The following is a 25,406-nucleotide window of genomic DNA, read 5'->3' on the forward strand; positions in this document are numbered from 1 at the left end:
GCGACACACCCTCAACACGCATTTTCGGTGGCGACGATGCCATCCGTATGACATCGAAACATCCCATGAGCGGCGTTCCGACAAGGCTGAGCAGGCGTGCACAAGCGTGTCAACGCCTGCTTCGTGACAGAGGTCATCGCGCGACATGCTGTTGACAGCAAGGCGCGCTCACAATTAGCGGAAGGTGTCTTTCCAGCCGCGCACGGTGGCGAAGACCGCTTCGCGTGACAGCGGCCGGCGATCGGCGTGCCGCTCGGCTGCGGCGATGACGGCGGGCGCGTCGCTGCGCAGGAAGGGATTGGTCGCGCGCTCCTGCGCGAGCGTGGTCGGCAGCGTGGGATGGCCGGCGGCACGAAGCGCCGTCGCCTCGCGATGCCATGCGGCCAGCGCCGCGTTGTCGGGGTCGACGGCAAGCGCGAAGCGGATGTTCGACAGCGTGTATTCGTGCGCGCAGTGCACGAGCGTGGCCGGCGGGAGTGCGGCGAGCGCATCGAGCGACGCGAGCATCTGCGCCGGGGTGCCTTCGAACAGACGACCGCAGCCGCAGGAAAACAGCGTGTCGCCACAGAACAGGCGAGGCGCGCCCGCGGCGCCCGCACCGAGGAAATAGGCGATGTGGCCGGACGTGTGTCCGGGCACGTCGATCACGTCCAGCGACATGGCGGGCGCGGCGATGTGCACCGTCTCGCCGCCCCGATGCGGATGATCGACGCTGGCGATGGCTTCACGTGCCGGGCCATGCACCGGTACATCGAAGCGCTCGAGCAGCGCGTCGACGCCGCCGATGTGGTCGGCATGCTTGTGCGTGATGAGAATGGCGCGCAGTGTGAGGCGGTGCGCATCGAGATAGGCGAGCACCGGCGCGGCGTCGCCCGGGTCGACCACCGCGGCATCTTTGCCGTCGTGAATGACCCAGAGATAATTGTCCTGGAACGCGGGGACGGGGAAGACGGTCAGTGTTCCGGCTGACTGTTCACTTGCCGCATCTGCGTGCGCATCCATATATACTCGCCACCATGTCAGAACGTTCGATTATAGACTGGCCCGCCTGGCTCGTCTCACCACCAGGCCGCTACGCGCTTGCATGGGAACAGACCCTCTTCGACCAATGGGTCGGGGATCTGTTCGGCTATCACGCACTGCAACTCGGCCGTCCCGAGCTCGATACGCTGCGCGAGAACCGCATGCCTTACCGCGGCCTGGTCCTTACCGCGCAGCGCGGCGTCGAAGCGCCGCCGCTCATGACCAAGGCTGCCAGCGACACGACCGGCATCGCACCCGCGAATGCGGCCGGCCCGGTCGACATGGTCCCGCGCGACATCCTGGTGAGCCGTTTCGACGAATTGCCGATCGCCACGGCGAGCACCGATCTCGTGGTGCTGCCGCACGTGCTCGAATTCGCGGAGAACCCGCACGACATCCTTCGCGAAGTCGAGCGCATTCTCGTGCCCGAGGGGCAGGTCATCATCACCGGCTTCAACAACTTGAGTCTGTGGGGCGCGCGCGAGGAGCTGGGCAGGCTGGCCGGCGCACCGTTCCTGCCGCCGGGGGCCGATCTCATCGCCTTTACGCGCCTCAAGGACTGGCTCAAGCTGCTGTCGTTCGACATCGACCGCGGGCGCTTCGGGTGTTATCGTCCGCCGCTGCGCGGCGAGCACTGGCTGCAGCGCTTCGAATTCATGGAACCGGCGGGAGATCGCTGGTGGCCGATCTTCGGCGCGCTTTACGCGGTGCGTGCGGTCAAGCGCGTGCGCGGCATGCGCTTGGTCGGCAAGGTCCGCAAGCGTATACTCGCCCTCCCGCCGGCGACTGCGCCCGTGGCGACGCCGAACACCACGCATTGCCAGATGGCGGACGCCACGGACGTGCCCGATCGATTGTTTGAGAGATGACCTTGCCGCAAGTCAATATCTATACCGACGGTGCCTGCAAAGGCAATCCCGGCCCCGGCGGCTGGGGCGCCCTGCTCGTTGCAGGCAAACACCGCAAGGAAATGTTCGGCGGCGAAGCCAACACGACCAACAACCGCATGGAACTGCTCGCGGTGATCCGCGCGCTCGAAGCGTTGAACAAGCCCTGTCACGTGGTGCTTCACACCGACTCGCAGTACGTGCAGAAGGGCATCAGCGAGTGGATTCACGGCTGGAAGGCGCGTGGCTGGAAAACGGCCGCGAAGGAACCGGTCAAGAACGCCGATCTGTGGCAGATGCTCGACGCCGTGACCCAGATGCACGAGGTCGAGTGGCGCTGGGTGAAGGGTCACGCCGGGCACGAGGGCAACGAGGCAGCCGATCGATTGGCGAATCGCGGCGTCGAAAGCCTGCGTTGAAGTTGAAAAGCAAGCACACGAGTACCGAGCACACACCATGCGACAACTGATTCTCGATACCGAAACCACCGGCCTGAATGCCAAGACGGGCGACCGTCTGCTGGAAATCGGTTGCGTGGAACTGGTCAATCGCCGTCTGACCGGCAACAACCTGCACTTCTATATCAATCCCGAGCGCGACAGCGATCCGGGGGCACTGGCGGTGCACGGGCTGACGACAGAGTTCCTGTCCGACAAGCCCAAGTTCGCGGAAATCGCCGAAGAGCTGCGCGAGTATTGTCGTGGCGCGGAGATCATCATCCACAACGCGGCGTTCGACCTGGGCTTTCTGGACATGGAGTTCGGCCGCCTGGGCTGGCCGCCGTTCATGGAGCATTGCTCGGGCCTGATCGACACGTTGCTGCGCGCACGCGAAATGTTCCCCGGCAAGCGCAATTCGCTCGATGCGCTTTGCGACCGTCTCGGCGTGAACAATTCGCACCGTACGTTGCACGGCGCATTGCTCGATGCGGAACTGCTTGCCGACGTTTATCTCGCCATGACGCGCGGCCAGGAGAGCCTCGTCATCGATGCGGGCGAGGAAGACGACGACGCGCCCGGCGGCCAACGCGAGAAGATTTCGCTGCGTCAGTTCGACCTGCCGGTGATCGTCGCGGCTGCCGAAGAAATCGCGCAGCATGACGAGTTGCTCAACGGCATCGACAAGGGTATGAAGGGCACATGCGTGTGGCGCTTCGAACCGGCACCGGCGGAAGCGGAAGGGGCGCCGGCCGCGTGAGTTTCGACGAAGGTGAAGGCACCTTGCGAAAAATTCGCACGAAGTCCTTCCCAAATGAAGAAAACGTCCCTATAATCGCTGTCTTTGCTGCTTGCGAGTCATCGCGAGAAACGGCGTGAAGTGATCGAGAGATATCGTCACGGCGGCAGCAAAAAAGGACAAAAGAAAGGTTGCAGGCTTCTGCGAAAACAGTTAAAGTTCTGCTCCTGATTGCAAAATAAAAACTTCAGCAATCGACACTAAATCATTGATTTAGTTAATGATTTGGGTGGTTAGCTCAGCGGTAGAGCACTGCCTTCACACGGCAGGGGTCACAGGTTCAATCCCTGTACCACCCACCAGATTTGCGCGAATCGCGCAGAATAAGGCCCTCAGGCAAATGCCGAGGGCCTTTTCTTTTGTCGCCGAACCTCTGTTCAAAGGCTTTAGGTGCAAAAGTGGCGAGCATCACAGGTCATAAGACACTGGCAATGCTCCAGCAGCACCAGTTGCTACAGGCTCTGCGCCGACGGCGAGAAGATGATCTTGAGCTTCCCCGTGTAGCTGCCGGCACTTTTCTCCTTGGCATTGAATTCTGGCGTTTCCAGCGTCAACGGCATCGGCTTGCACAGGACGGGCACCGGAATGTTCGGTAGATACACCGACCTGACTTCGGCGCTGTTTCCCCCGGGCAGGCTGACGGTTTCCCCATTGATAAACGTCTTACGTTGACCGTTATGCACGTACGTTACGCGGTAGTCGATTCGCTCCCGTGGAGACTGACCTGATGTCCCGTCGCGGACGACTGAGAAGTTTCCCGGCGCTCGTTGCGGCACCGTTAGACCATCTTTGATCGTCACATCGAACAGCGAACTATGCGCACCGAAGCCATCGTACAGGCACATGTCGATATTCCGATGGCCGGTTGTCCGGCCGTCACGGCTGACTTGACCGGTTAAACCGAGGTCTACCGTCGGCGTTGTCGTATGGTGCTCCGGGAGGAAGATTTGGACGTTCTTCGTGTCGGTTACGCGCAGGGTGATTTCGGCGTTGGCTACTGCGGCTTGTGGGAACCCGGGGTCCCATTTCAACTGCTTAAGTTTGAGATGCGCCTTCCAAATACCGCCTGCGGGCAGCTTCTTTAGTTCGGACGCGGGGATGCGGACATCGATCCGCACCGCAGTCACGCCATTGATGGAGTTGGCGCCGTGAAGCGCGGCTTCGACACCCGTATGCTTGAGTGCAGCCAACTCCAAACTGTAGGTAGCCCCACTCCTAACTTCCGTAAACCGGAGTTTCACGGTAGGCCCAGCGGGGGCCCCCCAAACCCCCTTGGTGGCGCAAGCTCCGTACCGATCGTCAGTATCCGAATGGCAAACCCAGAAGTTTCGCTTCAAATCGTTGTCCTCTGGTGTGGCGTCTTCGGCGGCCAACTTGTTATTCCAAATGACCACCTCAGTCGGATTATCCCGTTCGAACCTCTGTTCGACCTTGTCATCCCAGTCGTGAGGGCGAAGCGCTGCCGCTACCGCGCCCTGCGAGGCGAGGACTAGTGTCATCGATAGCAGCGGCATTAATATGAATGCACGAAGAATTCTCATGTTGACCTCCGGCCCTATAGTGAAATGGGCCGAGAGCCCAGCAGGCTGAATTATTTCGCCTCCGGGGCCGTGTGTATGTCGGAATATTCTGGTTTGCTGCTAGGCGGCTCATCCTTACCCCGCCCCTGCCCCGGATTGTCTCGCCCAACTGGTACAGCCCCACTCCCTGCCCCGTCAGCCGGTCATGGCCGATGTGGAGGCGCAGATCAATGTCGAACTTACCCGGGGTAGTCCCGAGGTGAGGGCGAACTATATGAAGCATTTCAAGAACGACGTGGGAACGTTCTCCAAGGCCAAGGCGACAGCCCACGCACTACAACGGCAAGATGACGCGAACACAGCCGGCAGTGCAGATGTGCGCCTGCGATTCACGTACATCTTCAGGCACCACAGCTTGTCACCGTGGTTAGCATGCGGCGGTAGCGCAGGAGCAGCTCCGCGGAGCGTGCAAGCGAAGGGAGCCGTTCACACGGTAGAGGTCAAAGGTTCAATCCCTGTACCACCAAAGTCGAAGGGCCGACGATACGTCAGCCCTTTTTGTGCTCCGGTGGCGAAATCCCGTCTCGCTCTTCTCGCTCGTATCCTCGATACAGGCAGCGGGAGCCCACCACGCGTAGTGCCCCACGCCCGTCCCTTCATCCCTGCCTCGCAATCACCGCTTGAATCCCGCCGCTCCCGTCACCTGCACATCCGGTCCGCGCAGCGAATAGACAAGGCCCGCATTGTTGGCAGCGGCGCCCGTCAGCATGCCTTGCGTCGTCAGCGTGCAGTTGCCGCCCGTGCAAGCACCGCCCGTCACGTTTTGCGTCAGTGTAATGAATGCGGCACGCGAGCCATCGGCGCCGACTGTCGTCGTGCCCGCCCCCGTCACGTATTTCGGCCCGGCGTTCATCGCAATGTTCAGGTTCGGCGTAACGCTGTAGCTTCCGCTCACAAACGCGATCGACAGCGAGCCGGAGAGCTGCCCGATCGCGCCCGTCAATCGATCGATGGCAGGCGTTGCGCCGGCAAGCGTGTACGTCATCGTGCCCGAAACGGGCAGCGCGGCGTCCGGTGTCAGGCGCCCTACGACATAAGGCATGCCCGACGGCAGCGTCGTGAGATCGATCGGCAATCCATGATCCGTCACGGTGCCCGCCACCCAGCGCCCCCAACCAAGATCGTTGAGGTGACCGGCATTCGCAGCCGTAACCGCGGAGTTCACCATGAACGGCGAAGTTGTGCCGGTGAACTTCGTCAATACACTCTGCGAATCGAAGACGGCAGGACCAACGCCGAGATTGGCAATACCGTCCGAGCCCCAGTTGGCGAACGTGTAGCCCGCACCACTCAGCAAAGGCAGGACGACGACGGGCGGAGGCAGCGTCGGGATTTCCGGCGAGGCCGGCACAGCGATGGGGATCACGATGTCGGGATCCCCCTTGGGCCCACTGGGCTGAGCCGTCAAAAACACCGGCCGCGGCGCGAACAGCAACCCCGGGTTCACCGGCAGGACGACGACAGGGGGTGTCATGTTCTGCGGCGTGAATCCGAACCGGCCCGGACCAAACGTCTGTGCCCCGCCAGGATTCGTCACGTTGATCAACCCGTCCAACACTTGCACGTAGGTTCCGGTGCTGCCCGCCACCGGCGCAACACCCGGCGTCACAGGCCCGGCCGGTTGGGTCGACGACGAATTGACAGACTGCATGAAGCGACTGAAATCCAACGTCTGCGCAAATACCGCGCCCGTCGCGCAGAACGTCGCTCCGGCCATGAGCCCCGCGAGGCCGCGCGCCAGCCAACCGCGCTGAAAGGTGGATGTCGAGAGCTTCATGATGTCCCCACGAAAAAGGGAATGGCGAAAGTGCGTGCCGCGCATCGCAGCGCACCGGAGATCAACGGAAGTCATAACGCGCGACGATTTCGTAAACACTGCGGTGATAGTCGTACAGCGCAAGGTTCGAACGGCTGCGAGTGAAGCTGTACTGCGGCGTGATCGAGAATGCCTTCGTCACGAAGTAGGAATACCCGGCGCGCACATCGAGCTGACGATCGAGACGCTCGACCAGAAACATGCTGTCGACGGCGTCGTAGTTGCGTCGCTCGAAGCTCACGTTCGTGAACAACACCTGACTGGGCGTCACATGCCACTCGCCGCCCGCGCGCCCACCCCACAGGTGATTGCCGAACGCCGCCGCGTTGTCGTCCTTCGGACGCTCACGCCCCGCGTACATCGACGCGAATACCACCGGCGCGCCGTACACCGATGCGAATCCCTTGACGAGCGACGCCCCGCCGACCGCGCGGTTCACATCACGCGCATTGGTCCCCATATAGCGCAGCGGGGTGTATTGCGCGAACGCCGCCGCCTGCAGGCCATTGCCGAGGTCGCGCGTCCACTGCGCCGTGAAGCCATTCAGGTTGCGATAGCTCTCCGCATCGAGCCACATGTGCTGGTTCACGTACTGCAGGCCGAAGTTGTTGGCGCCCGACAGCCAGTTCGCGCCCAACTGCAGCGCGTAGCTACCCTGATCGAACGCGCGCGCATTCTGCCCGTAACGGCGCACGTCGACGTCGGCGCCGGCGGAGACCACGAGGTTGTCCGTCACGGCGTGGCGCACCAACATCCCGCCGCTCACGTCGGCAAAGTTCGACGCCGTGCCGCGCGCCGCGCCATCGAGCACGAACACCAGGCCGCCAAGGGCGGGAATCGCAATCGAGCCGTTGGTCGTCGCGTTGTTCGCATTGGTGTCCCGGCCGAAACTGCCCTGCACATAGCCACTCCACGCGGTGCGCTTGCCGACCGGCGCGTCGATGGCATTCAGGTAGGCCTGAATGACGGGACGCACGCCCTCGGGGACGTCATGCGACGCAACGCTCTGGAATTCGCGCCGGGCCTCCTCACGCTGGCCGAGCAGGAAGTATGTCCGTCCGAGCTCGAGGTGCGTGGGGCCGTCGTCCGGGCGCGCCGCCGCGCTGCGTTTCAACGCCCGCGCCGCAACGTCCAGATGCCGGCTGTCGGCGGCCGCAATGCCGAGCAGATAGTCGTAGTCCGCGTTGCCCGCCAGTTGATCCTCCAGCGGCGCCAGCAACGCGTAGGCGCGATCGGGTGACTTCGCGCGCATGAGCTCACGCGCCTGTTCGAGCGCCGCGTGGCTCGCCTCGGCGGAAACCACCACGGTATTCGATGAAATGGGCGCGTCAGCCGCCGAGGCCAACGGCACGCCAGCGGTGAAGACGACAGAAAGCACCGCTGCGGCGAACGCACCCCGGCCAAGCGTTAGAACGGACATGCCATGAATCCCCGGTACGGCGAGACACCGATTCGCTGGCCGTCTCTTATTTGTTTGTGTTGTTGGTCCGCGCCTCCCACGCCGTCGTTGCTTCTGTGTGCATTCTGATTACCGCAACGACAGCCCGCGCCTGGCCCACCGTTCGGGAAGCGACTGCTTCGGGGGCCGATATGCTGAGCGGTTGGGCGCCATTAGAGCGCAACGCCTTTGCGCTGACAAGAAAGAAATCAGACGCGCGTTGCGAGTGTCGCGCTGGTGCCTCATCCGAAAAGCGGAGAAGTCACCAAACCGTCACCCGCACATCGACATCAATATTTCCTATTGAAAAATAAAATTTAATAGTAATTGATATCCATCGGCACCACGCCGCCACCCGCGCCACGCCTAGGCTTGTCCGGATCTGCTGAATTTTCAACGAAATTATGAGGCCTACAGCACCAGTCTTATATAAGACCCAAGCATTCACATTACGAAAAGGCATTTCAGTTTTGCCCTCGACCCGTGTCACAATCGGGGAAATTTGTCATGGCTAGCGGACTGTCACCCCAGTCAGCGGCGTTCCCCCACCTTTTCCTGATTCTTGAATCCGAGACCAGCGATGAGCACGCAGCAACCCAGCATCATCTACACCCTGACCGACGAAGCACCGCTTCTGGCCACCGGCTCCTTCCTCCCGATCATTCGCGCGTTTACCGCCCCGGCGGGCGTGACGGTCGAGACGAGCGACATCTCGGTGGCAGGCCGTATCCTCGGCGAATTCCCCGAGTTCCTGACCGAAGAACAACGCGTGCCGGATAACCTCGCCGAGCTGGGCCGTCTCACGCAACTGCCGGACACGAACATCATCAAGCTGCCGAACATCAGCGCATCGGTGTTCCAGCTCCAGAGCGCCATCAAGGAATTGCAGTCGAAGGGCTACAAGGTTCCGGACTACCCGGAAGATCCGAAGACCGACGAAGAGAAGGCCATCCAGAAACGCTACTCGAAGTGCCTCGGCTCGGCCGTGAACCCGGTGCTGCGCGAAGGCAACTCGGATCGCCGCGCGCCGCTGGCCGTCAAGAACTACGCCAAGAAGCACCCGCACAGCATGGGCGAGTGGAGCATGGCTTCGCGCACGCACGTCGCGCACATGAAGCATGGCGACTTCTACCACGGCGAAAAGTCGATGACGCTCGACCGCGCCCGTGACGTGAAGATGGAACTCGTCACCAAGAGCGGCAAGACGATCGTGCTCAAGCCGAAGGTCTCGCTGCTCGACGGCGAAATCATCGACAGCATGTTCATGAGCAAGAAGGCGCTCTGCGCGTTCTACGAAGAGCAGATGGAAGACGCGCGCAAGACCGGCGTGATGTTCTCGCTGCACGTGAAGGCCACCATGATGAAGGTCTCGCACCCGATCGTGTTCGGCCACGCCGTGAAGATCTTCTACAAGGAAGCCTTCGAGAAGCACGGCAAGCTGTTCGACGAACTGGGCGTGAACGTCAATAACGGTCTCGTGAACCTGTACGAGAAGATCGAATCGCTGCCGAGCTCGAAGCGTGAAGAGATCATCCGCGATCTGCACGCCTGCCACGAGCACCGTCCGGAACTGGCCATGGTCGATTCGGCCAAGGGTATCTCGAACCTGCACGCACCGAACGACGTGATCGTCGATGCATCGATGCCGGCCATGATCCGCATCGGCGGCAAGATGTGGGGCGCCGACGGCCGTCCGAAGGACACGAAGGCCGTGATCCCGGAGAGCACGTTCGCCCGCATCTATCAGGAAATCATCAACTTCTGCAAGACGAACGGCGCGTTCGATCCGACCACGATGGGTACGGTGCCGAACGTGGGCCTGATGGCGCAGAAGGCCGAAGAGTACGGCTCGCACGACAAGACGTTCGAGATCGCCGAAGACGGCGTGGCGAACATCGTCGACATCGCCACGGGCGAAGTGCTGCTCTCGCAGGACGTGGAAGCCGGCGACATCTGGCGTATGTGCCAGGTCAAGGACGCGCCGATCCGCGACTGGGTGAAGCTCGCCGTGAACCGCGTGCGCAACTCGGGCATGCCGGCCGTGTTCTGGCTCGACCCGTACCGTCCGCACGAAGCCGAACTGATCAAGAAGGTCGAAAAGTACCTCAAGGACCATGACACCACGGGCCTCGACATCCAGATCATGTCGCAGGTGCGCGCCATGCGTTACACGCTCGAGCGCGTGATCCGCGGTCTGGACACCATCTCGGTGACCGGCAACATTCTGCGCGACTACCTCACCGACCTGTTCCCGATCATGGAACTGGGCACCAGCGCCAAGATGCTGTCGATCGTGCCGCTGATGGCGGGTGGCGGCATGTACGAAACGGGTGCTGGCGGCTCCGCGCCGAAGCACGTCAAGCAACTGGTCGAAGAGAACCACCTGCGCTGGGACTCGCTGGGTGAATTCCTGGCGCTGGCCGTGTCGCTGGAAGACCTTGGCATCAAGACGGGCAACGCGCGCGCCAAGATCCTCGCCAAGACGCTCGACGCTGCCACGGGCAAGCTGCTCGACAACAACAAGAACCCGTCGCCGAAGACCGGCGAACTGGACAACCGTGGCAGCCAGTTCTATCTGGCGATGTACTGGGCGCAGGAACTGGCCGCGCAGCAGGACGACGCCGACCTGGCGAAGGCCTTCGCCCCGCTGGCCAAGCAACTGACCGAGAACGAGAAGACCATCGTGGGCGAACTCGCCGACGTGCAAGGCAAGCCGGCCGACATCGGCGGCTACTACAAGCCGGACTTCGCCAAGCTCGAACAGGTCATGCGCCCGAGCAAGACGTTCAACGCCGCGCTGGAAAGCGTCGCGAAGGTGGCGTAAGAAAGACGGCAATCCCCGTAAGCGCAGCTAGGCGGCCACCACCGGCGCCTTGCTCGCGAACCGGACCGTCAGACGCAAAGAAGCCGGCAAACGCCGGCTTTTTTGTTGCTTTGTTGACTTGCTACCGCACTACGGGGCGAGGAGCGCTTCCCCGCAGGAGATGCGCTCCGCACATGGCCCGCTCAGCGATTGACCTGCGCCTTCGATTGGGTGAGCGCCAGCACCGCCCCCAGGGCCAGGGCTGCCGACACGCAGTACATACCGGCGTTCGTGCTTTGCGTCGCATCCTTGAGCCAGCCGATGATGAACGGGCTCACGAATCCGGCCAGGTTGCCGATCGAATTGATCATGCCGATGGCCGCCGCGGCCGAGCCGCCCACCAGCAGCGCGCTCGGGTACGTCCAGAACACCGGCATCGTGGCGAGCATGCCGGCCGTGCCGACCGACAGGGCGACCATGGCGAGCGGCACGTTGTTGCCCCACACAGTGCTCAGGTACAGGCCGACGGCGCCGGCCAGCGACACCACGGCGAAGTGCCAGCGGCGCTCGCCCGTCCGGTCCGAACTGCGTGCCACGGCGATCATGCTCACCACGGCGCAGGCGTAAGGAATCGCGGTAAGCAGACCCACGTCGAGCGCGCTCTTCACGCCGCTCGCCTTGATCAGCGTCGGCAGGTAAAAGCCAATGCCGTAGAGGCCCATCATGCAGCAGAAGTAAATCGCCGCCATCTTCCACACGCGGGCGTTGGCGAAGACCGACGCGACCGAGTGCTGCGTCTTGCCGGCGCCGTCCTGCGCGATGTTGTACTCGAGAACCGCCTTCTCGTCTTCCGTCAGCCACGATGCGGCGCGAATGCCGTTGGGCAGGTACATCAGCGTGATCACGCCGAGAATGACCGATGGAATCGCCTCGATGAAGAACAGCCATTGCCAGGCCGCCCAGCCGCCCACGCCATTGAACGCGGCGAGAATCCAGCCCGAGAGCGGACCGCCAAACACGCCTGCGACGGGAATGCCGATCATGAACAGCGCGTTCATGCGGCCACGGCGCTGCGCCGGGAACCAGTAGGTCAGGTACAGCACGATGCCGGGGAAGAAGCCCGCCTCGGCCACACCGAGCAGGAAACGCACGATGTAGAACTGCGTGGGCGTCTTGACGAGCAGCGTGGCGGCCGAAAGCACCGCCCAGGAAATCATGATGCGCGCGATCCAGCGGCGCGCACCGACCTTGTGCATGATGATGTTGCTCGGCACTTCGAAGAAGAAGTAGCCGATGAAGAAGATGCCCGCGCCCAGACCGTACACGGTCTCGCTGAACTGGAGGTCGTTCAGCATCTGCAGCTTCGCGAAGCCGACGTTTACGCGGTCGAGATAAGCCGCGACATAGCACAGGAACAGGAATGGCAACAAACGCCAGGTCGCCTTTGCATAGGCTTGCGCCTCGATTGCGCTCGCGCGCGCGTTGGGTTGGGTACCGCTAGCGATAGTACTCATGGTCTCCACTTCGAACCTCGGCTGCTCGAGCAGCCAGAATCACGACTGCAACGCTGCTCCCGGACCACTCGCACCGATCACGCTGCCTTACCCACTCGACCGCTCTGACAGACCACACGATTCCCGTTTTGCGGGAATCGATTACGCGGAGTCCGGAGCATTGTCTCCGGACGTCGCGCCCCGCCCGCAGGCCGTTACGCGACGTTTCTCACCCTGCCATCCCCTTTCGTTGTCGGGAGGCCGACGCGATTGTAAACCATAGGACACCGCTCCATCGGAACCTTGTCTCGGTCGGCGATCGAAGCGTGCAGTTCCGCGATTTGCGACGCGAAGTCCGCGACTCGACGCCCACGGTTCGACGCCCGCCAATCAGCGACGGCGCGTACGTAGCACGACGACCACACAGACGCCGATGACGGCCGCGAGCGCACCACACAGAAAGACGGCGCGATAGCCGAACGGATTCGCGACGGCGCCGGCGAGCGGGCCGGTGAGCAGGATCGCCACGTCCTGGAACGCGGCATAGGTGCCGAGACTCGTGCCGCGGCTCGCGGCCGGCGCGCGCTTGACGACTTCGATGCCGAGCGACGGGAAGATCAGCGATGCGCCGGCCCCCGCGAGCGCGGTGCCGAGCAGGGCCAGCCATGCCACGGGCGCTTGCCATACCAGCAGCAGGCCGATCGCTTCGACCACGAGCGAGGCCTGCGCCACGCGAAGGTTGCCGAAGCGCTCGGGCCAGCGTCCGCCGATCAGACGAAGCAGCACGAAGGCCAGACCGAACGCGGAGAGCGCGAGCGCCGCGCCTTGCCAGCGCGAGGCGTCGAAGTACAGCACGACGAACGCACCGACCACGGCGAAACCCACGCCCTGCAGAGCGAGCGCGAGCCCCGGCAGGAACACGATGCGCAGCACCTGCGAATACGGCAGCGCGCCGCCTGCGTGATGCGCGGGCGCGACGGCGGGAATGCGCGCGACGACGGCCCGGCCGGCCAGCGGCAGCAGCACGATGAGCACGGCGACGCCCGCGAGCGAGGTACTGCCGAAAAGCGCGAGGCCGAGCGGCGCACCCACGGCGAAGCCGCCGAAGACGGCCGCGCCGGTCCACGACATCACGCGTCCCGATTGCGCGGCGCCGAGGCTGCCGATGGCCCACGTCAGCGTGCCGGTGATGCACAGGCTCTCGCCCATGCCGAGCAGCAGTCGCGACACGGTGAGCACGCCGAGACGAGGCGCGGGTGCGACGGTGACGAGACTCGTCGCGAGCATCGCGATGCCGGAGAGTCCGACGAACAGCAGGCCGCGCATGAGCGCGACCCGGGCGCCGCGCTGGTCGGCGGTGCGCCCCGCGAACTTGCGCGTGAGCACGGTGGCGAGCGACTGGATGCCGACAGCGAAGCCGACGACGACGTTGTGATAGCCGAGCGTGTCATGCACGAACAGCGGCACGACCGAAAGCGACATGCCGATGGTCAGGCACGCGAGAAACACGTTGGCGGAAAAACGCACGAGTAACGCGGTGGCGTTCGCAGGTGCGGCGGTGGCCGCGGATTGGCCGGGTGCAGCAGTGGACGACATGAGAGAAGACTCCGTTTTTTTGAGCCGGCAGACGCGCGAAAGGCGAATCGGTGCAGATCGGTGCGAAGCGAAGAACGCACAGGCGCAACGAAACGACGCGCACGACGCAAGCCGGCGATCAGATGGCCGCCGCGAGAGCGTCGATGGAAAGGCAAGTCGGATGGACGAGGCGCGTGTGGCGCGCAGAGAACCGGGTCAAGCGCTGATTGGGCAGCCCGGCGGTTCACCAGCGAACGCACACTCCTCGACCGACGTGCCGGATCACCGGCCGCTGTCGCGGAGAATGCGTTGTTTGACGTGAACGCTTACGTGGCATCGGCGGAATTCGCCGCCGCATGCCAAAAATCAGTTCGCATTCTAGCCACGGCTTTTGCGTTACGCAAGGTGCGTTAAAACATCGTGAGCCGCGTGACGTGTCCACGCCACGTCAGCCGTCCGCGCGCAAGAGTCCCCAGCACAGGCGGTAAAGCTCGTCCTCGAATTCCGGGGTGCCGAGAAGCGGCGAGTCCTCGAGCGCGGCCGAGCGCAGCGTTCCCATGACGGCGCGCGTGAGCACGAAGACGGTGGCGGCGGTCGGCGGTCGCATCCCGGGCGCGTCGCGTCGGGCCATTGCGACGGCGATGTGCTCGGCCGCTTCGCGCATGGCCTGCATGATGTTTTCGTGGTGATCGAGCTGCCAGGCCATCTTGATGAGCGAACGCTTCACGCGCCCGCCCGCGCCGAACGCTTCGATCAGCACACGCAGACGCTCGCGGATGATGCGCTCGGGATCGGCGCCCTCCTCCGCGGCGCGTGCAATGCGCTCGTTGAGCTCGTCCATCACGCGTCGGCGTTCGCGCGCGATCATCGCGAGCAGGATGGCTTCTTTCGTTGGGAAATACTGATACAGCGTACCGATGGAAAAGCCGGCTTTCCTGGCGATGCGATTGGTCGTGAGCGCGGCTTCGCCTTCCTCGTCGAGAACCTGAGCAGTGGCTTCGAAAATGGTCTCGACGGTGTGCTGCGCACGGGCCTGCATCGGCCGCTTTCGCATGGTGGACGAGGCGTTCGGGACGGCGGGCGGCTTGGTGGCTGACATGTTGAAAACCTGAGCGGGAAGCGAGTTGCGGCGAAGCGTCCAAGAAATGAATAATGCTCACATTCGCGACGAAATTCAAGCGGCGGCACCTGCGTGGCACTACCGGCGCGCGGTTTCGTCAATCACGTTCGAAGAGGTAAAACCGCCATGAGCCACGACACTTCCCCCCTGACCGTACGCAAGCTGACCGTCGATCTGGCCAGTGGCTTCGATCGCCATTGGCACGGCGGAGATGCGTACCGCTCGATGTATTACAACGCGCTGTCGATGAGCTTCCCGGTCGGCGAGCAATCGTTCATCGACTCGGTGCGCGACACGATGGACGCGCTGCCGAACGATGCCCGCTACGACAAGCTGCGTGCCGACATTGCGCAGTTCATCGGACAGGAGGCGACGCATCGTCATCTGCATGGGCAATACAACGCACAGCTCGCGCGACAGGGGCTGATCAACCATTGGGAGAACTGGGCCACGACGCGCATTCAGTGGGCGAAGCGTCGCAAGCTCTCGCCGGTGTACATGCTCGCGGTGACGGCCGCCTACGAGCACTGCACGGCGGTATTCGGCGACGGTGCGCTTCGCTACGACCGCTGGCTGGCAAAGGCCGAGCCGAAGATGCGTCTGATGTGGCGCTGGCACGCCGCGGAGGAGACCGAGCACAAGGCGGTGGCGTTCGACCTCTATCGCGCGCTCGGTGGCAGCGAGCGGCAGCGCGTCCTCACCTATCTCTACGTGCTGTTCATGTTCGCCGTGGAAAGCCACGCGCAGACGATCAATAACCTCTGGCACGACGGCACGCTCTTCAAGCCCCGCACCTGGTGGAGCTTTACCACCATGTTCCTCGGACGCGATGGCCTGGTCTGGCGTTGCACTGGGCCGATGCTGAAATACCTTTCGCCGTCGTTCCATCCGAACCGCCACGGCGATCCGCAACTCGCGGAAGCATGGCTCGCGGCGCATCACGCCGAATGGCGCGCCGTCCGCTGAACATCGCCTGGCCTACCCAGGATCCACTGCGGATCCATACCGGAGACGCGCCGTGAAGCAAGAGGCAAGGGCCCGGTGTTAACCCGAAAATTGCGACAACCGCAACGGAATACCGAGTATCAACCCTCCGTGATATATCGTGCGTCGCCCGTTGATAATAATAATCACGCCTCAACGCAGCACCGATACCCGCGCAAAGCGAAGTCAGCGTGTCAATGACTCAGGCGCGCCCCTTGCTCTTCGGCGAAACAAGAAGTCCAGAGGCGCACACAACCAAAACGAGACGGAGACACATTCATGAGCAAGGCAGCAGGGTGGCTGCGGGGCGCGCTCGCCCTCGCGGTTTGCGGCGCGACAGGTGCCGCCCACGCACAGTCGAACGTATCGCTCTACGGCCAGGTGGACGCCTGGGTCGGCGCCGCCAAGGCGCCGGGCGGCGAACGCGCCTGGACGCAAGGCGGGGGCGGCATGTCCACGTCCTATTGGGGAATGAAAGGCACCGAGGACCTGGGCGGCGGACTGAAGGCCATCTTCACGATGGAGGACTTCTTCCTGCCGCAGAACGGCCGCTACGGCCGCTTCACGGGCGACAGCTTCTTCTCGCGCAACGCTTACGTCGGTCTGCAATCGAATACGCTGGGCACGGTCACGATGGGCCGCCTGACCACGTCGTATTTCGTCTCGACGATTCTCTTCAACCCGTTCGTCGACTCCTATACGTTCAGCCCGATGGTCTATCACACGTTCCTCGGCATGGCCGGACAGGGGATCGTCGGCGACTCGGGCTGGAGCAACGCCGTGATGTACGCCACGCCCGACTACAAGGGGCTGGGCGCGAGCCTTTCGTACGCGTTCGGCAACAAGGCCGGCGAGACCGGCCAGAACAAGTGGAGCGCCGCCGCGATGTATTTCCACGGCCCGCTTGCCGCCACGCTCGCCTATCAGCAGGTGAAGTTCGATTCGACGCCCGACGATCAGGCCGGCATCGCGGGCTTTCGAAACCAGCAGGCGCTGCAGGCCGGCCTCACGTACGACTTCCAGGTAGTCAAGCTCTACGGCCAGTATCAGTACGTCAGGAACAACATCACGGGCGGCGATCTGTCGTCCAACGGCGGCCAGTTCGGGGTTTCGGTGCCGCTTGGCGGTGGAAGCGTGCTGGCGTCGTACGCCTACACGAAGAATTCCGGGCAGAACAACGCAAGCCGCAATACGTGGGCCATCGGCTACGACTACAACCTTTCGAAGCGCACGGACCTGTACGCCGCCTACCTCAACGACAAGGTGTCCGGGTTGGAGGCGGGCAATACTTTCGGGGTGGGCATGCGCACCAAGTTCTGACAAACTCGGTCGCACGGTGGCGTGCGCAGTACAATGCGCGCGCCACCGCTGCACACGGACAACGGCATAACAAAGCCACAAGGAGCGCACGTTGCTGACCAAATTCTTCAAACTCGAGGAGCATGGCTCCAATGTACGGACGGAAATGGTGGCCGGTCTCACGACCTTCCTCACCATGTCGTACATCATCTTCGTCAACCCCAACATTCTCGGCACGACCGGCATGGACAAGAGCGCCGTGTTCGTGGCGACGTGTCTTGCCGCCGCGATCGGCTCGGTGGTCATGGCTTTCGTGGCCAACTACCCGATCGGCATGGCGCCGGGCATGGGGCTCAACGCCTTCTTCGCCTTCACGGTCGTGGGCGCGATGGGCTACACCTGGCAACAGGCACTCGGCGCCGTGTTCATTTCGGGCTGCCTGTTCATCATCCTGACCGTGACCGGGGTGCGCTCCTGGCTGATTGCCGGGGTTCCCAAGTCGCTACGATGCGCCATCGCCGCCGGTATCGGCCTGTTCCTCGCGATCATCGCCCTCGGCAACGCCGGCGTGGTCGTGGCGAACCCGGCGACGAAGATCGGTCTGGGCGACCTGCACTCGCCGCAAGCGCTGCTTGCGATCTTCGGCTTTTTCCTGATCGCCGTGCTCGATGCGCTGCGCATTCGCGGCGCCATCCTGATCGGTATCCTCGTCGTCACGATCCTCTCGATGGTGTTCGGCCTGAACCAGTTCCAGGGCGTGTTCGCGATGCCGCCGAGCCTCGCGCCGACGTTCCTCCAGCTCGACATTCCGGGCGCCCTGCACGCCGGTTTCGTGCAGGTGATCCTGGCATTCGTGCTGGTGGAAGTGTTCGACGCCACGGGTACGCTGATGGGCGTGGCCAAGCGTGCCGGCCTGCTCGAAGGTACGCACTACAAGGGGCTTGGCCGCGCGCTCTTCGCGGATTCGATCGCCATCTTCGTCGGCTCGCTGCTCGGCACGAGCAGCACCACCGCCTACGTGGAAAGCGCTTCGGGCGTGCAAGCCGGCGGCCGCACCGGCCTCACGGCGCTCACCGTTGCCGCGCTGTTCGTCCTGGCGTTGTTCATCGCGCCGCTCGCCGGCTCGGTGCCCGCCTACGCGGCGGCTCCGGCCCTGCTGTACGTGGCCGGTCTGATGCTGCGCGAATTGCTCGACGTGGAATGGGACGACATCACGGAAGCCACCCCGGCCGCACTCACCGCACTCGCGATGCCGTTCACGTACTCGATCGCGACCGGCCTGGCGTTCGGCTTCATTTCGTACGCCGTGCTCAAGCTGTTCACGGGCCGCGCGAAGGAAGTCCACCCTGCCGCCTGGGTGATCGCCGTGTTGTTCGTGCTGAAGTACATCTTCTTCCCGGGCTGATCGCAGCGGTCTCGCCTCGGCCTTAGCGGCCGGAACAGCCGTAGCGTCCGTAAGACAACGGCCCGCCGAGGGATTCCCCGGCGGGCCGTTTCGTTTGCTGCGGGTCTATGCCGACGTTGCTAGGCTCGCGCGGCCGAAATCAACGCAGCCAGCTCGGCACGCTGCCGGCCCTGCTCGTCGAAGTTCTCCGGCGAGAGCCACTGTTCGAATCCGCGACGAATGGCCGGCCACTCCCCGTCCGTCATCGAGAACCACGCCGTGTCGCGGCTGCGGCCCCGGTACACGATGGCCTGACGGAAAATGCCCTCGAAGGTGAAGCCGTATCGCAACGCGGCCCGCCGCGACGGTGCGTTGAGCGCATCGCACTTCCATTCGTATCGGCGATAGCCCAGTTCGTCGAAGGCGCGGCGCATCAGCAGGTATTGCGCTTCGGTGCCCGCTCGCGTGCGCTTGAGCAACGGCGAATACGCCACATGCCCAACCTCCACCACGCCGTTCGCCACGTCGATGCGCATCAGCGCCAACGTGCCGACGGCCTTGCCCGTTTCACTATCCACCACGACGTGATGCAACGGATCGGGCGAGGCGGCCATCCTGGTCGCATACGCGTAGTAGCTGTCGAAATCCGGGAATGGACCGCCCGACATGTAGGTCCAGTCGCGGCCGTCCGGCGCCGTCGCATACGCCTCGTACAACTCCCGCGCATGGCGCTCGACATCCATCGGCTCCAGACGGCAATACCGCCCCTCGATCGGCTTGCGCGGCGGCTGCATACGCGGCGTCCAACCCGACACCGCAGGACCTATCGGCTGGTCGTACTCGTTGAATTGCGGAACGTCTGTCATTCATCTGTCTCCCTGAGGTCGCGGAATTTCATGTTGCTCATGACGCTGAAAGTACCGCATCAGTGGTACGATAAAAAGCACCACCACTCCGGAATCTGATGGTGCCAGGCCGGAGCCCCTTTCCGCCGCTCAGACATAGAACCAACTCGCTGCAGAAAGGGGCCCCGGCCTGGCCGGCACCGCCCCCGGTAGCTCACACCTAAACTCTCGCCCTGCCCCCCCTTTCTACGATGACCACCGCCGCGAAAAACCCCTCCGGTGCCAATGTTCCGCCTCCGAATGTTGCCGCCCTCTTCGATACGCCGCTGGTTGCGGGGCCCGGACGCGGCATCTCCCTCCAGAAACAACTCCTCGCCCGACTCAAACACGCCATCCTCGAAGGCCGCCTGCCCGCCGGCGCCCGACTGCCCGCATCCCGCACGCTCGCCGAAGACCTCGCCGTCTCCCGCAATACGGTCTCCATCGTCTACGATCAACTCGCCGCCGAAGGCTTCATCATCCCCCACCGCCTCGGCACCCGCGTCGCCCAACTCAGCCTCGATCCCGGCATCTCGGCTCAAGCCGCCGAAGCCGTCAGGCAACGCGCCAACAGTGCCACCACACCCGCGCCCGCCGCATCTCGACGGATTCAGCGCCTGCCCGCCACCCGGCACGCCGCGCGCGCCGGCGAATCGCCCCTGCCGTTCACCCCCGGCGTGCCCGCCCTCACCCGCTTTCCCGCCAGCACCTGGCGCCGCACGCTCGAACGCGTGATGCGTGAAGCCCAACCGCGTCACTACAACTACGGGGACCCGCTCGGCGAACCCGCCCTGCGCGAAGCCATCGCCGCTCACCTGCGCATCTCGCGCGGCGTGCGCTGCGATGCCTCGCAAGTCGTGATCACGGAAGGCGCGCACGAGGCGCTGATTCTCTGCGTCCGGCTGCTCACGGACCCCGGCGACACGGTGTGGATGGAAGACCCGGGATATCGCGGCGCCAAAGCCGCATTTCACGCCGGCGACGTCCGCGTGCATGCGTTGCGGGTCGACAATGAAGGCATCGTGATTCCGGATGGGCTCTGGGAACGCTCGACGCCACGACTCGTCTACGTCACGCCATCGCATCAATACCCGCTGGGCAGTGTGCTCTCGGCATCTCGCCGCCTCGACCTGATCGCGCAGGCAAGGCAACACGGCGCATGGATTCTGGAAGACGACTACGACAGCGAATTCCGCCATCAGGGCGAACCGATCGCCGCCATGCAAGGGATGGTGCCGGATGCTCCCGTGGTCTACGTCGGCACCTTCAGCAAGACGATGTTTCCCGCCCTTCGCCTCGGCTTTCTGATCCTGCCCACGGCACTCGCCACGCAGGCGCGCGACGCCCTCGACGAACTTCTGCGCGGCGGCCATCGCTTCGAGCAACTCGCACTTGCGGATTTCATCCGCAGCGGCCAGTTCGCTCGCCACCTCGGTCGCATGCGCCGACTCTACCGCGAACGCCAGACCGCCCTGCGCGACGCGCTCGCCACTCACTTCGATCCGGCCTACGCCGTCATCGGCGAGCGCTGCGGCCTGCACCTGACCGTGCGTCTCGACCCCGCCTTTCCGGACGGAGCGATCGTGGCCGCCGCGCAGCGCGAAGGCATCGGCCCACGCGCACTGTCGAGCTTCGCCCTCGACCCGCAGCCAATGGACAACGGCCTGGTGATCGGCTACGGTGATACGGACGCCTCCCGCATCCCCAGTCTGATCAAGCACCTCGCCGCCATCGTCGCGGCACAGGAAAACCCGGCTTGAAGTCCTCGAAGTCAGAGACGAACTGGTCGAGCCGGTCGAGCTGGCACACCAAGGACCGTCTCACCACACGCCGGGAACAAGCCGCCACCGCACGCGGCTAGCGTACTCCTGATATCCCGGCAGTTCCGCGAGCAGCAACCGATCCTCCCAGGACGTCCTCAGCACAAGAAGCGACGAGGCAATGACTGCGGGGACGAGCGCCCAAAACGACTTCAGCGCCAGCGCCATCCCGAAGAATAGGAGCAAGGCGGCGATATAGCCGGGATGGCGCACAAATCGATAGGGGCCGGTGTCGACCACATGCTGATGTCGTTCCGACTGGATCCGGACACCCGGCTCGAAGTATGGGTTCACCGCCTGAGCCCAGGCCGTCACTCCGATTCCGACCAACATGCCCGCATAACCCGCGAGCATTACCCATCCCGGGACCACCGACCAATGGAAGCGTCCGGCGTCGAACGCGGCAACCGGCAGGATTGCCACCATCGCCGGCAGAATGATCGCAAGAAGTGCTTTGTCCCAACCCTTGGTTCCCGGCTGAAATCTGCTGCGCGCGCGATAAATGATCGGATTCACGCGCGCGAGCACCAGACCCGAGAGGCCGAATGCGAGGACTTGCACGCCGATGAAGACCCATCCGGGTGCCCAATGGAAGGACCCGGCAGGCCAGAAGATCAGCGCCAACAGCGCAAGTGGCAAGCCGATTGCATACGCCAGTGCCGCACCGCGCGACATCGCACTTGGCTGTTGGGGAATCTCGTTCTTGTCCATGGTGTCATCTCGGCGTTGAACAGTGATGTGCAATGGGCCGCGATCGCGACGAATTGCCGAGCGGCGTCTTCAACAACAAGGAGATTGTTGAAATCGTCGCTGCGCGAAACGGCACAGACCATGAAAGACTTGTGGCAGAGCCAGATGAACGCTGCCCGAAGGGCATATTACCCGGCGAGCGCCTCGAGCATCACGCGGTGCGAACGGTTTTCTCTCTCGCGTCTTCGGCCTGGCTCATTTCGTTGGCCTCGCGCGTTTGCGCCGCGCGGGCCATCCATAGCGTGAGCAGCACTGCGGCGACAGCTGCCACGGCAGCGCAAAGATAGACTTCGGCGTAGCCGTACGCGCCCACGATCAGGCCCGCGACGGGACCGGTCACGCCGAGCGCGACGTCGAGGAACACGGAGTACGCGCCCAATGCCGCGCCTCGGTTCTGCGCCGGCACGAGGTTGACCGCCGCCACCCCCAACGACGGGAACACGAGCGAGAAGCCCGCGCCCGAGAGCGCCGCACCCAGCAGCGCCGTGAAGCCGGTGGGGGCAATGCCCAGCACGATCAGCCCGAAGGCTTCGAGTGCGAACGACACCATGGCCACGCGGTAGCCGCCGAAGCGCGCGATGCTGCTGCCCAGCAGCAGACGCACACCCATGAAGCACAGACCGAATGCGCTCAGCGCCAGCGCCGCGTTGTCCCAGTGGTGGCTCGCATAGTAGAGCGTGATGAACGTGGAAATCGCCCCGAAGCCGATGGAGCCGAGCGCCAGCCCCATGCCGAACGGCCACACCCGGCCAAGCACGGCGCGGAACGCCAGCCGCTCGCCATGGATGACCGGCGTCGCACGCTTCATGCGCGCCAGCAGAAGTCCGATCCCCCCTGCCAGCGCGATCGCGCCGCCCAGCGCCTCGATGCCGTACGCGTTGTCGATGGCGACGCCCAACGGCGCGCCCAGCGCCAGCGCGCCGTACGTCGCCACGCCATTCCACGAGATGACGCGCGCGGTGTGCCCGGCGCCCACTTGTCCGATGCCCCACATGATGGCGCCCGTCGACACCCAGCTCTCGCCGAACCCGAGCACCAGACGGCCGAGGATCAACGCCACGAGCGCCAGCCATGGCATGCCGGAAAACACGCCGCCCAACGCCACGAGCAAACCCGACGCGCCACAGGCCACCAGCCCGCACAGCACCGTGCGCTTCGGTCCCCACGCGTCGGCCGTGCGTCCGGCGTAAGGCCGCGAGAGCAGCGTCGCCAGATACTGCACACTGATCGCCAACCCCGCGATCACCGAGCTGTACGCGAGATCGACATGCACGAACGAGGGCAACACGGCGAGCGGCAAACCGATCGTCAGGTAGCAGAGGAACGTGAAGAATACGGTGGAGACGATCTGCAACGTCGTGGCGAACTGTCCGTTCGCGGGGCGGGTTTCGTTGGGCATTTGCAGGGAAATCAAGAATCGACGAAACCCCAGGACGCGCCAATTCGCGCGACGGGCAAGCGTTCGCGCGAATCGATTCAATCCTAGGGTTTTCCCGGATAATACGCCGTTTAGCGTCTTTTGTGTAAACGCTTAAAAAACGACAGTCGCCCAGGTTTGGCGATGAGGTTGGGTCTCGTTCAACCGATCGCCGCGATGCCTTGACGCTCAAGTCCGCGCTCCGCGGCGCGCGAGCGCGCCGCCGCTCCCTCGCGCAACAGCGGGATGAGTGCTTGCCCGTACTCGACCGTGTCGTCGAGCAGGTCCCATCCACGAATGTAAAAAGCGCTCACACCGATGTCGTAGTAGCGAAGATAGGCTTCGGCCACCTGCTCGGGCGTACCGACCAGCGCCGATGTCGAGCCGCCTGCCCCCAGCAGCCGTGTGTACTTGAGCCAAAGACGCTCATCGGCCACATCGGCGGTCTCGGCCACGGCATTCAGCCGCTTCGCGCCGACCGAACTGCGCACCGGCGACGCGAAGCGAGGGCCGTCGGCCTGCGCCGCGATTTGGAGTTCGCGGCGAGATGTCTCGAAGATGTGCTCTGCGCGCTCCCACGCTTCGGCTTCCGTTGCCCCCAGAATCGGCCGCTGCGACACGCTGAAACGAATCTGTCGGCCATGTCGAGCCGCCTCGCCCCGCACCCGCTCGACGAACGCTTGCGTCGGCGCCAGCGGCTCTCCCCAAAGCATGTACAGGTTGGCGTGCCGGGCCCCCACACGAACCGCCGCGTCGGACGCTCCCGCGAACGACAGCGCAATCGAATCGGGATGGTGGGGCTTGACCGCCGAGAACGCACCGTCGATCCGGTAGAAGCCGCCGTGATGCGAAAACGGCGCCGGGTCGCGCCACACGCGTTTAAGGACGTCGAGATACTCGTCGGTGCGCTCATAGCGGACGTCGTGCGGCACGTCGTCCCCATCACGCCGCTGATCGGCCTCGTCGCCGCCGGTAATGATGTGCAGCGCCACCCGCCCGGCCCCCGCGAGGCGTTCCAGCGTCAGCGCCTGACGCGCCGCCAGCGTCGGTTGCGTGAAACCGGGTCGATGCGCCACCAGCGCCCCGAGCCGCGAGGTCTGATGCAGCACGTATGCCGCGATCTGGAATGCATCCGGGCGCCACGACTCGTGCCCGATCAGCACCCGGTCGTACCCCGCGCGCTCATGAGCGCGCGCGACCGCGGCGATGTAGTCCGGCTCGAATGCGCCGGAGCCGCGCAATCCGGTCGTCTCGGTGACGCGGCTATGTGGCACCGTGCCCAGGATTTCGATAGACATGACAGGAACATCCGAAAAATTGGCGAATTGGTGTCAACGCTGCCGGAAAACGGGGCGGTTCAGGCGGCAGTGCGCGTATGTTCGATCGCGCCCTGAATCGTCTGCGGGTTGATCAGGAAGTTGTAGATCGGACAGGTTCGCTCGACCGCCTCGTGCAACGCGGCGATCTGCTCGCGCGACGCGGGCGACTCGATATGCGCGGTGTAACGCACGTTGACCGGATAGACCGGCACATCCTCGAAGCCCGCTTGACCGCCGCGATGGTCGATGTCGGCCGTCACCTCGACGTTGATGGCGTCGAGCGGCACGTCCTGAAGGGCGGCCTGCGTCAGAAAGATATGCGTGAGACAGGTGCCGAGCACGCCGAGCTGCATCTCCTGCGAGCCCGGGCCGAGCGAATGGCCGGCAAGCTCGGGACCGCTGTCGAAGATGATCTGAAAATCACGCACACGAATACGCCGCACGCCGGTCCGCCCCTCGGCGCTCACGCGCGCACTCAGCTTGGCCGGCTGCGATCCGTCATCGCGAATCTTGTTGCGCCAACTCGTCACGGCGCCTTTCTTCTGCAACAGATATTCACGCAGGTTGCTCATGGGAAA

General features: G+C 63.9%; 20 protein-coding genes and 1 tRNA gene. 9 read left to right on the top strand and 12 right to left on the bottom strand.

The window, feature by feature from the left end:
* Window positions 1-174 precede the first annotated feature (174 nt).
* Entirely contained in the window at window positions 175-1,002 is an 828-nt protein-coding gene (gene gloB / locus RO07_RS17095; protein WP_052266668.1) for a hydroxyacylglutathione hydrolase, read from the bottom strand.
* 14 nt (window positions 1,003-1,016) lie between these two features.
* On the opposite strand from gloB, the gene RO07_RS17100 reads away from it, so the two are divergent.
* From RO07_RS17100 to RO07_RS17115, 4 genes are all read left to right on the top strand, one after another.
* Complete coding sequence (locus tag RO07_RS17100) at window positions 1,017-1,892, top strand: methyltransferase domain-containing protein (protein WP_039412623.1); 876 nt, start codon at window positions 1,017-1,019, stop codon at window positions 1,890-1,892.
* Entirely contained in the window at window positions 1,889-2,329 is a 441-nt protein-coding gene (gene rnhA / locus RO07_RS17105; protein WP_039404323.1) for a ribonuclease HI, read from the top strand. The genes RO07_RS17100 and rnhA overlap by 4 nt, the downstream gene beginning before the upstream one ends.
* 37 nt (window positions 2,330-2,366) lie before the next feature.
* Complete coding sequence (dnaQ, locus tag RO07_RS17110) at window positions 2,367-3,107, top strand: DNA polymerase III subunit epsilon (protein WP_039404325.1); 741 nt, start codon at window positions 2,367-2,369, stop codon at window positions 3,105-3,107.
* Between the two features lie 266 nt (window positions 3,108-3,373).
* Window positions 3,374-3,448 (top strand) — tRNA-Val (locus tag RO07_RS17115).
* A gap of 150 nt (window positions 3,449-3,598) precedes the next feature.
* Here RO07_RS17115 and RO07_RS17120 read toward each other — a convergent pair.
* The 3 genes from RO07_RS17120 to RO07_RS17130 all read right to left on the bottom strand — a co-directional run bounded on the left by RO07_RS17120 (window position 3,599) and on the right by RO07_RS17130 (window position 7,962).
* Entirely contained in the window at window positions 3,599-4,687 is a 1,089-nt protein-coding gene (locus tag RO07_RS17120; RefSeq protein ID WP_052266669.1) for a CfaE/CblD family pilus tip adhesin, read from the bottom strand.
* A 652-nt stretch (window positions 4,688-5,339) separates the two neighbouring features.
* Window positions 5,340-6,503, bottom strand: coding sequence for a hypothetical protein (locus RO07_RS17125; protein ID WP_147284624.1), 1,164 nt, complete (start codon window positions 6,501-6,503; stop codon window positions 5,340-5,342).
* A gap of 61 nt (window positions 6,504-6,564) precedes the next feature.
* Entirely contained in the window at window positions 6,565-7,962 is a 1,398-nt protein-coding gene (locus tag RO07_RS17130) for a surface lipoprotein assembly modifier (protein ID WP_039404328.1), read from the bottom strand.
* A 598-nt stretch (window positions 7,963-8,560) separates the two neighbouring features.
* Between RO07_RS17130 and RO07_RS17135 the strand changes: the two genes are divergently transcribed.
* Window positions 8,561-10,804 (top strand): NADP-dependent isocitrate dehydrogenase, encoded by a 2,244-nt coding sequence (locus RO07_RS17135; RefSeq protein ID WP_039404330.1) that lies wholly within the window; start codon window positions 8,561-8,563, stop codon window positions 10,802-10,804.
* Window positions 10,805-10,986: 182 nt separating this feature from the next.
* On the opposite strand, the gene RO07_RS17140 is transcribed toward RO07_RS17135, so the two are convergent.
* The 3 genes from RO07_RS17140 to RO07_RS17150 form a co-directional block, all read right to left on the bottom strand.
* Window positions 10,987-12,297 (bottom strand): MFS transporter, encoded by a 1,311-nt coding sequence (locus RO07_RS17140; protein ID WP_039404332.1) that lies wholly within the window; start codon window positions 12,295-12,297, stop codon window positions 10,987-10,989.
* A 369-nt stretch (window positions 12,298-12,666) separates the two neighbouring features.
* Complete coding sequence (locus tag RO07_RS17145; RefSeq protein WP_039404334.1) at window positions 12,667-13,872, bottom strand: arabinose transporter; 1,206 nt, start codon at window positions 13,870-13,872, stop codon at window positions 12,667-12,669.
* 427 nt (window positions 13,873-14,299) lie between these two features.
* Entirely contained in the window at window positions 14,300-14,950 is a 651-nt protein-coding gene (locus RO07_RS17150; RefSeq protein WP_237171285.1) for a TetR/AcrR family transcriptional regulator, read from the bottom strand.
* A gap of 147 nt (window positions 14,951-15,097) precedes the next feature.
* Between RO07_RS17150 and RO07_RS17155 the strand changes: the two genes are divergently transcribed.
* The 3 genes from RO07_RS17155 (at window position 15,098) to RO07_RS17165 (ending at window position 18,659) form a co-directional block, all read left to right on the top strand.
* The gene (locus RO07_RS17155; protein ID WP_039404338.1) at window positions 15,098-15,937 is read left to right on the top strand and encodes a metal-dependent hydrolase; all 840 of its coding nucleotides are present in this window, start codon (window positions 15,098-15,100) and stop codon (window positions 15,935-15,937) included.
* Between the two features lie 297 nt (window positions 15,938-16,234).
* Window positions 16,235-17,275: a porin gene (locus RO07_RS17160; RefSeq protein WP_039404340.1), complete on the top strand. Its 1,041-nt coding sequence runs from the start codon at window positions 16,235-16,237 to the stop codon at window positions 17,273-17,275.
* 91 nt (window positions 17,276-17,366) lie between these two features.
* Complete coding sequence (locus tag RO07_RS17165; protein WP_039404341.1) at window positions 17,367-18,659, top strand: NCS2 family permease; 1,293 nt, start codon at window positions 17,367-17,369, stop codon at window positions 18,657-18,659.
* Between the two features lie 119 nt (window positions 18,660-18,778).
* Here the strand turns inward: RO07_RS17165 and RO07_RS17170 are convergent, their stop codons facing one another.
* Complete coding sequence (locus RO07_RS17170) at window positions 18,779-19,504, bottom strand: GNAT family N-acetyltransferase (protein ID WP_039404343.1); 726 nt, start codon at window positions 19,502-19,504, stop codon at window positions 18,779-18,781.
* Between the two features lie 230 nt (window positions 19,505-19,734).
* Here RO07_RS17170 and pdxR point away from each other — a divergent pair, with 230 nt between their 5' ends.
* Window positions 19,735-21,282, top strand: a complete 1,548-nt coding sequence (pdxR, locus tag RO07_RS17175) for a MocR-like pyridoxine biosynthesis transcription factor PdxR (protein WP_052266670.1) — start codon at window positions 19,735-19,737, stop codon at window positions 21,280-21,282.
* 60 nt (window positions 21,283-21,342) lie between these two features.
* On the opposite strand, the gene RO07_RS17180 is transcribed toward pdxR, so the two are convergent.
* From RO07_RS17180 to RO07_RS17195, 4 genes are all read right to left on the bottom strand, one after another.
* Window positions 21,343-22,053 carry a methyltransferase family protein gene (locus tag RO07_RS17180; RefSeq protein WP_218026557.1) on the bottom strand — a complete coding sequence of 237 codons (711 nt, stop codon included), beginning with the start codon at window positions 22,051-22,053 and terminating at the stop codon, window positions 21,343-21,345.
* Window positions 22,054-22,243: 190 nt separating this feature from the next.
* A complete protein-coding gene (locus tag RO07_RS17185) occupies window positions 22,244-23,491 on the bottom strand; it encodes an MFS transporter (RefSeq protein WP_039412633.1) in 1,248 nt (415 codons plus the stop codon).
* A 179-nt stretch (window positions 23,492-23,670) separates the two neighbouring features.
* The gene (locus RO07_RS17190) at window positions 23,671-24,807 is read right to left on the bottom strand and encodes an LLM class flavin-dependent oxidoreductase (protein ID WP_039404345.1); all 1,137 of its coding nucleotides are present in this window, start codon (window positions 24,805-24,807) and stop codon (window positions 23,671-23,673) included.
* 59 nt (window positions 24,808-24,866) lie between these two features.
* The gene (locus tag RO07_RS17195) at window positions 24,867-25,400 is read right to left on the bottom strand and encodes an OsmC family protein (protein WP_039404347.1); all 534 of its coding nucleotides are present in this window, start codon (window positions 25,398-25,400) and stop codon (window positions 24,867-24,869) included.
* Window positions 25,401-25,406: the final 6 nt, after the last annotated feature.

This window comes from Pandoraea pulmonicola, assembly GCF_000815105.2.
GTDB classification, from domain to species: Bacteria; Pseudomonadota; Gammaproteobacteria; order Burkholderiales; family Burkholderiaceae; genus Pandoraea; species Pandoraea pulmonicola.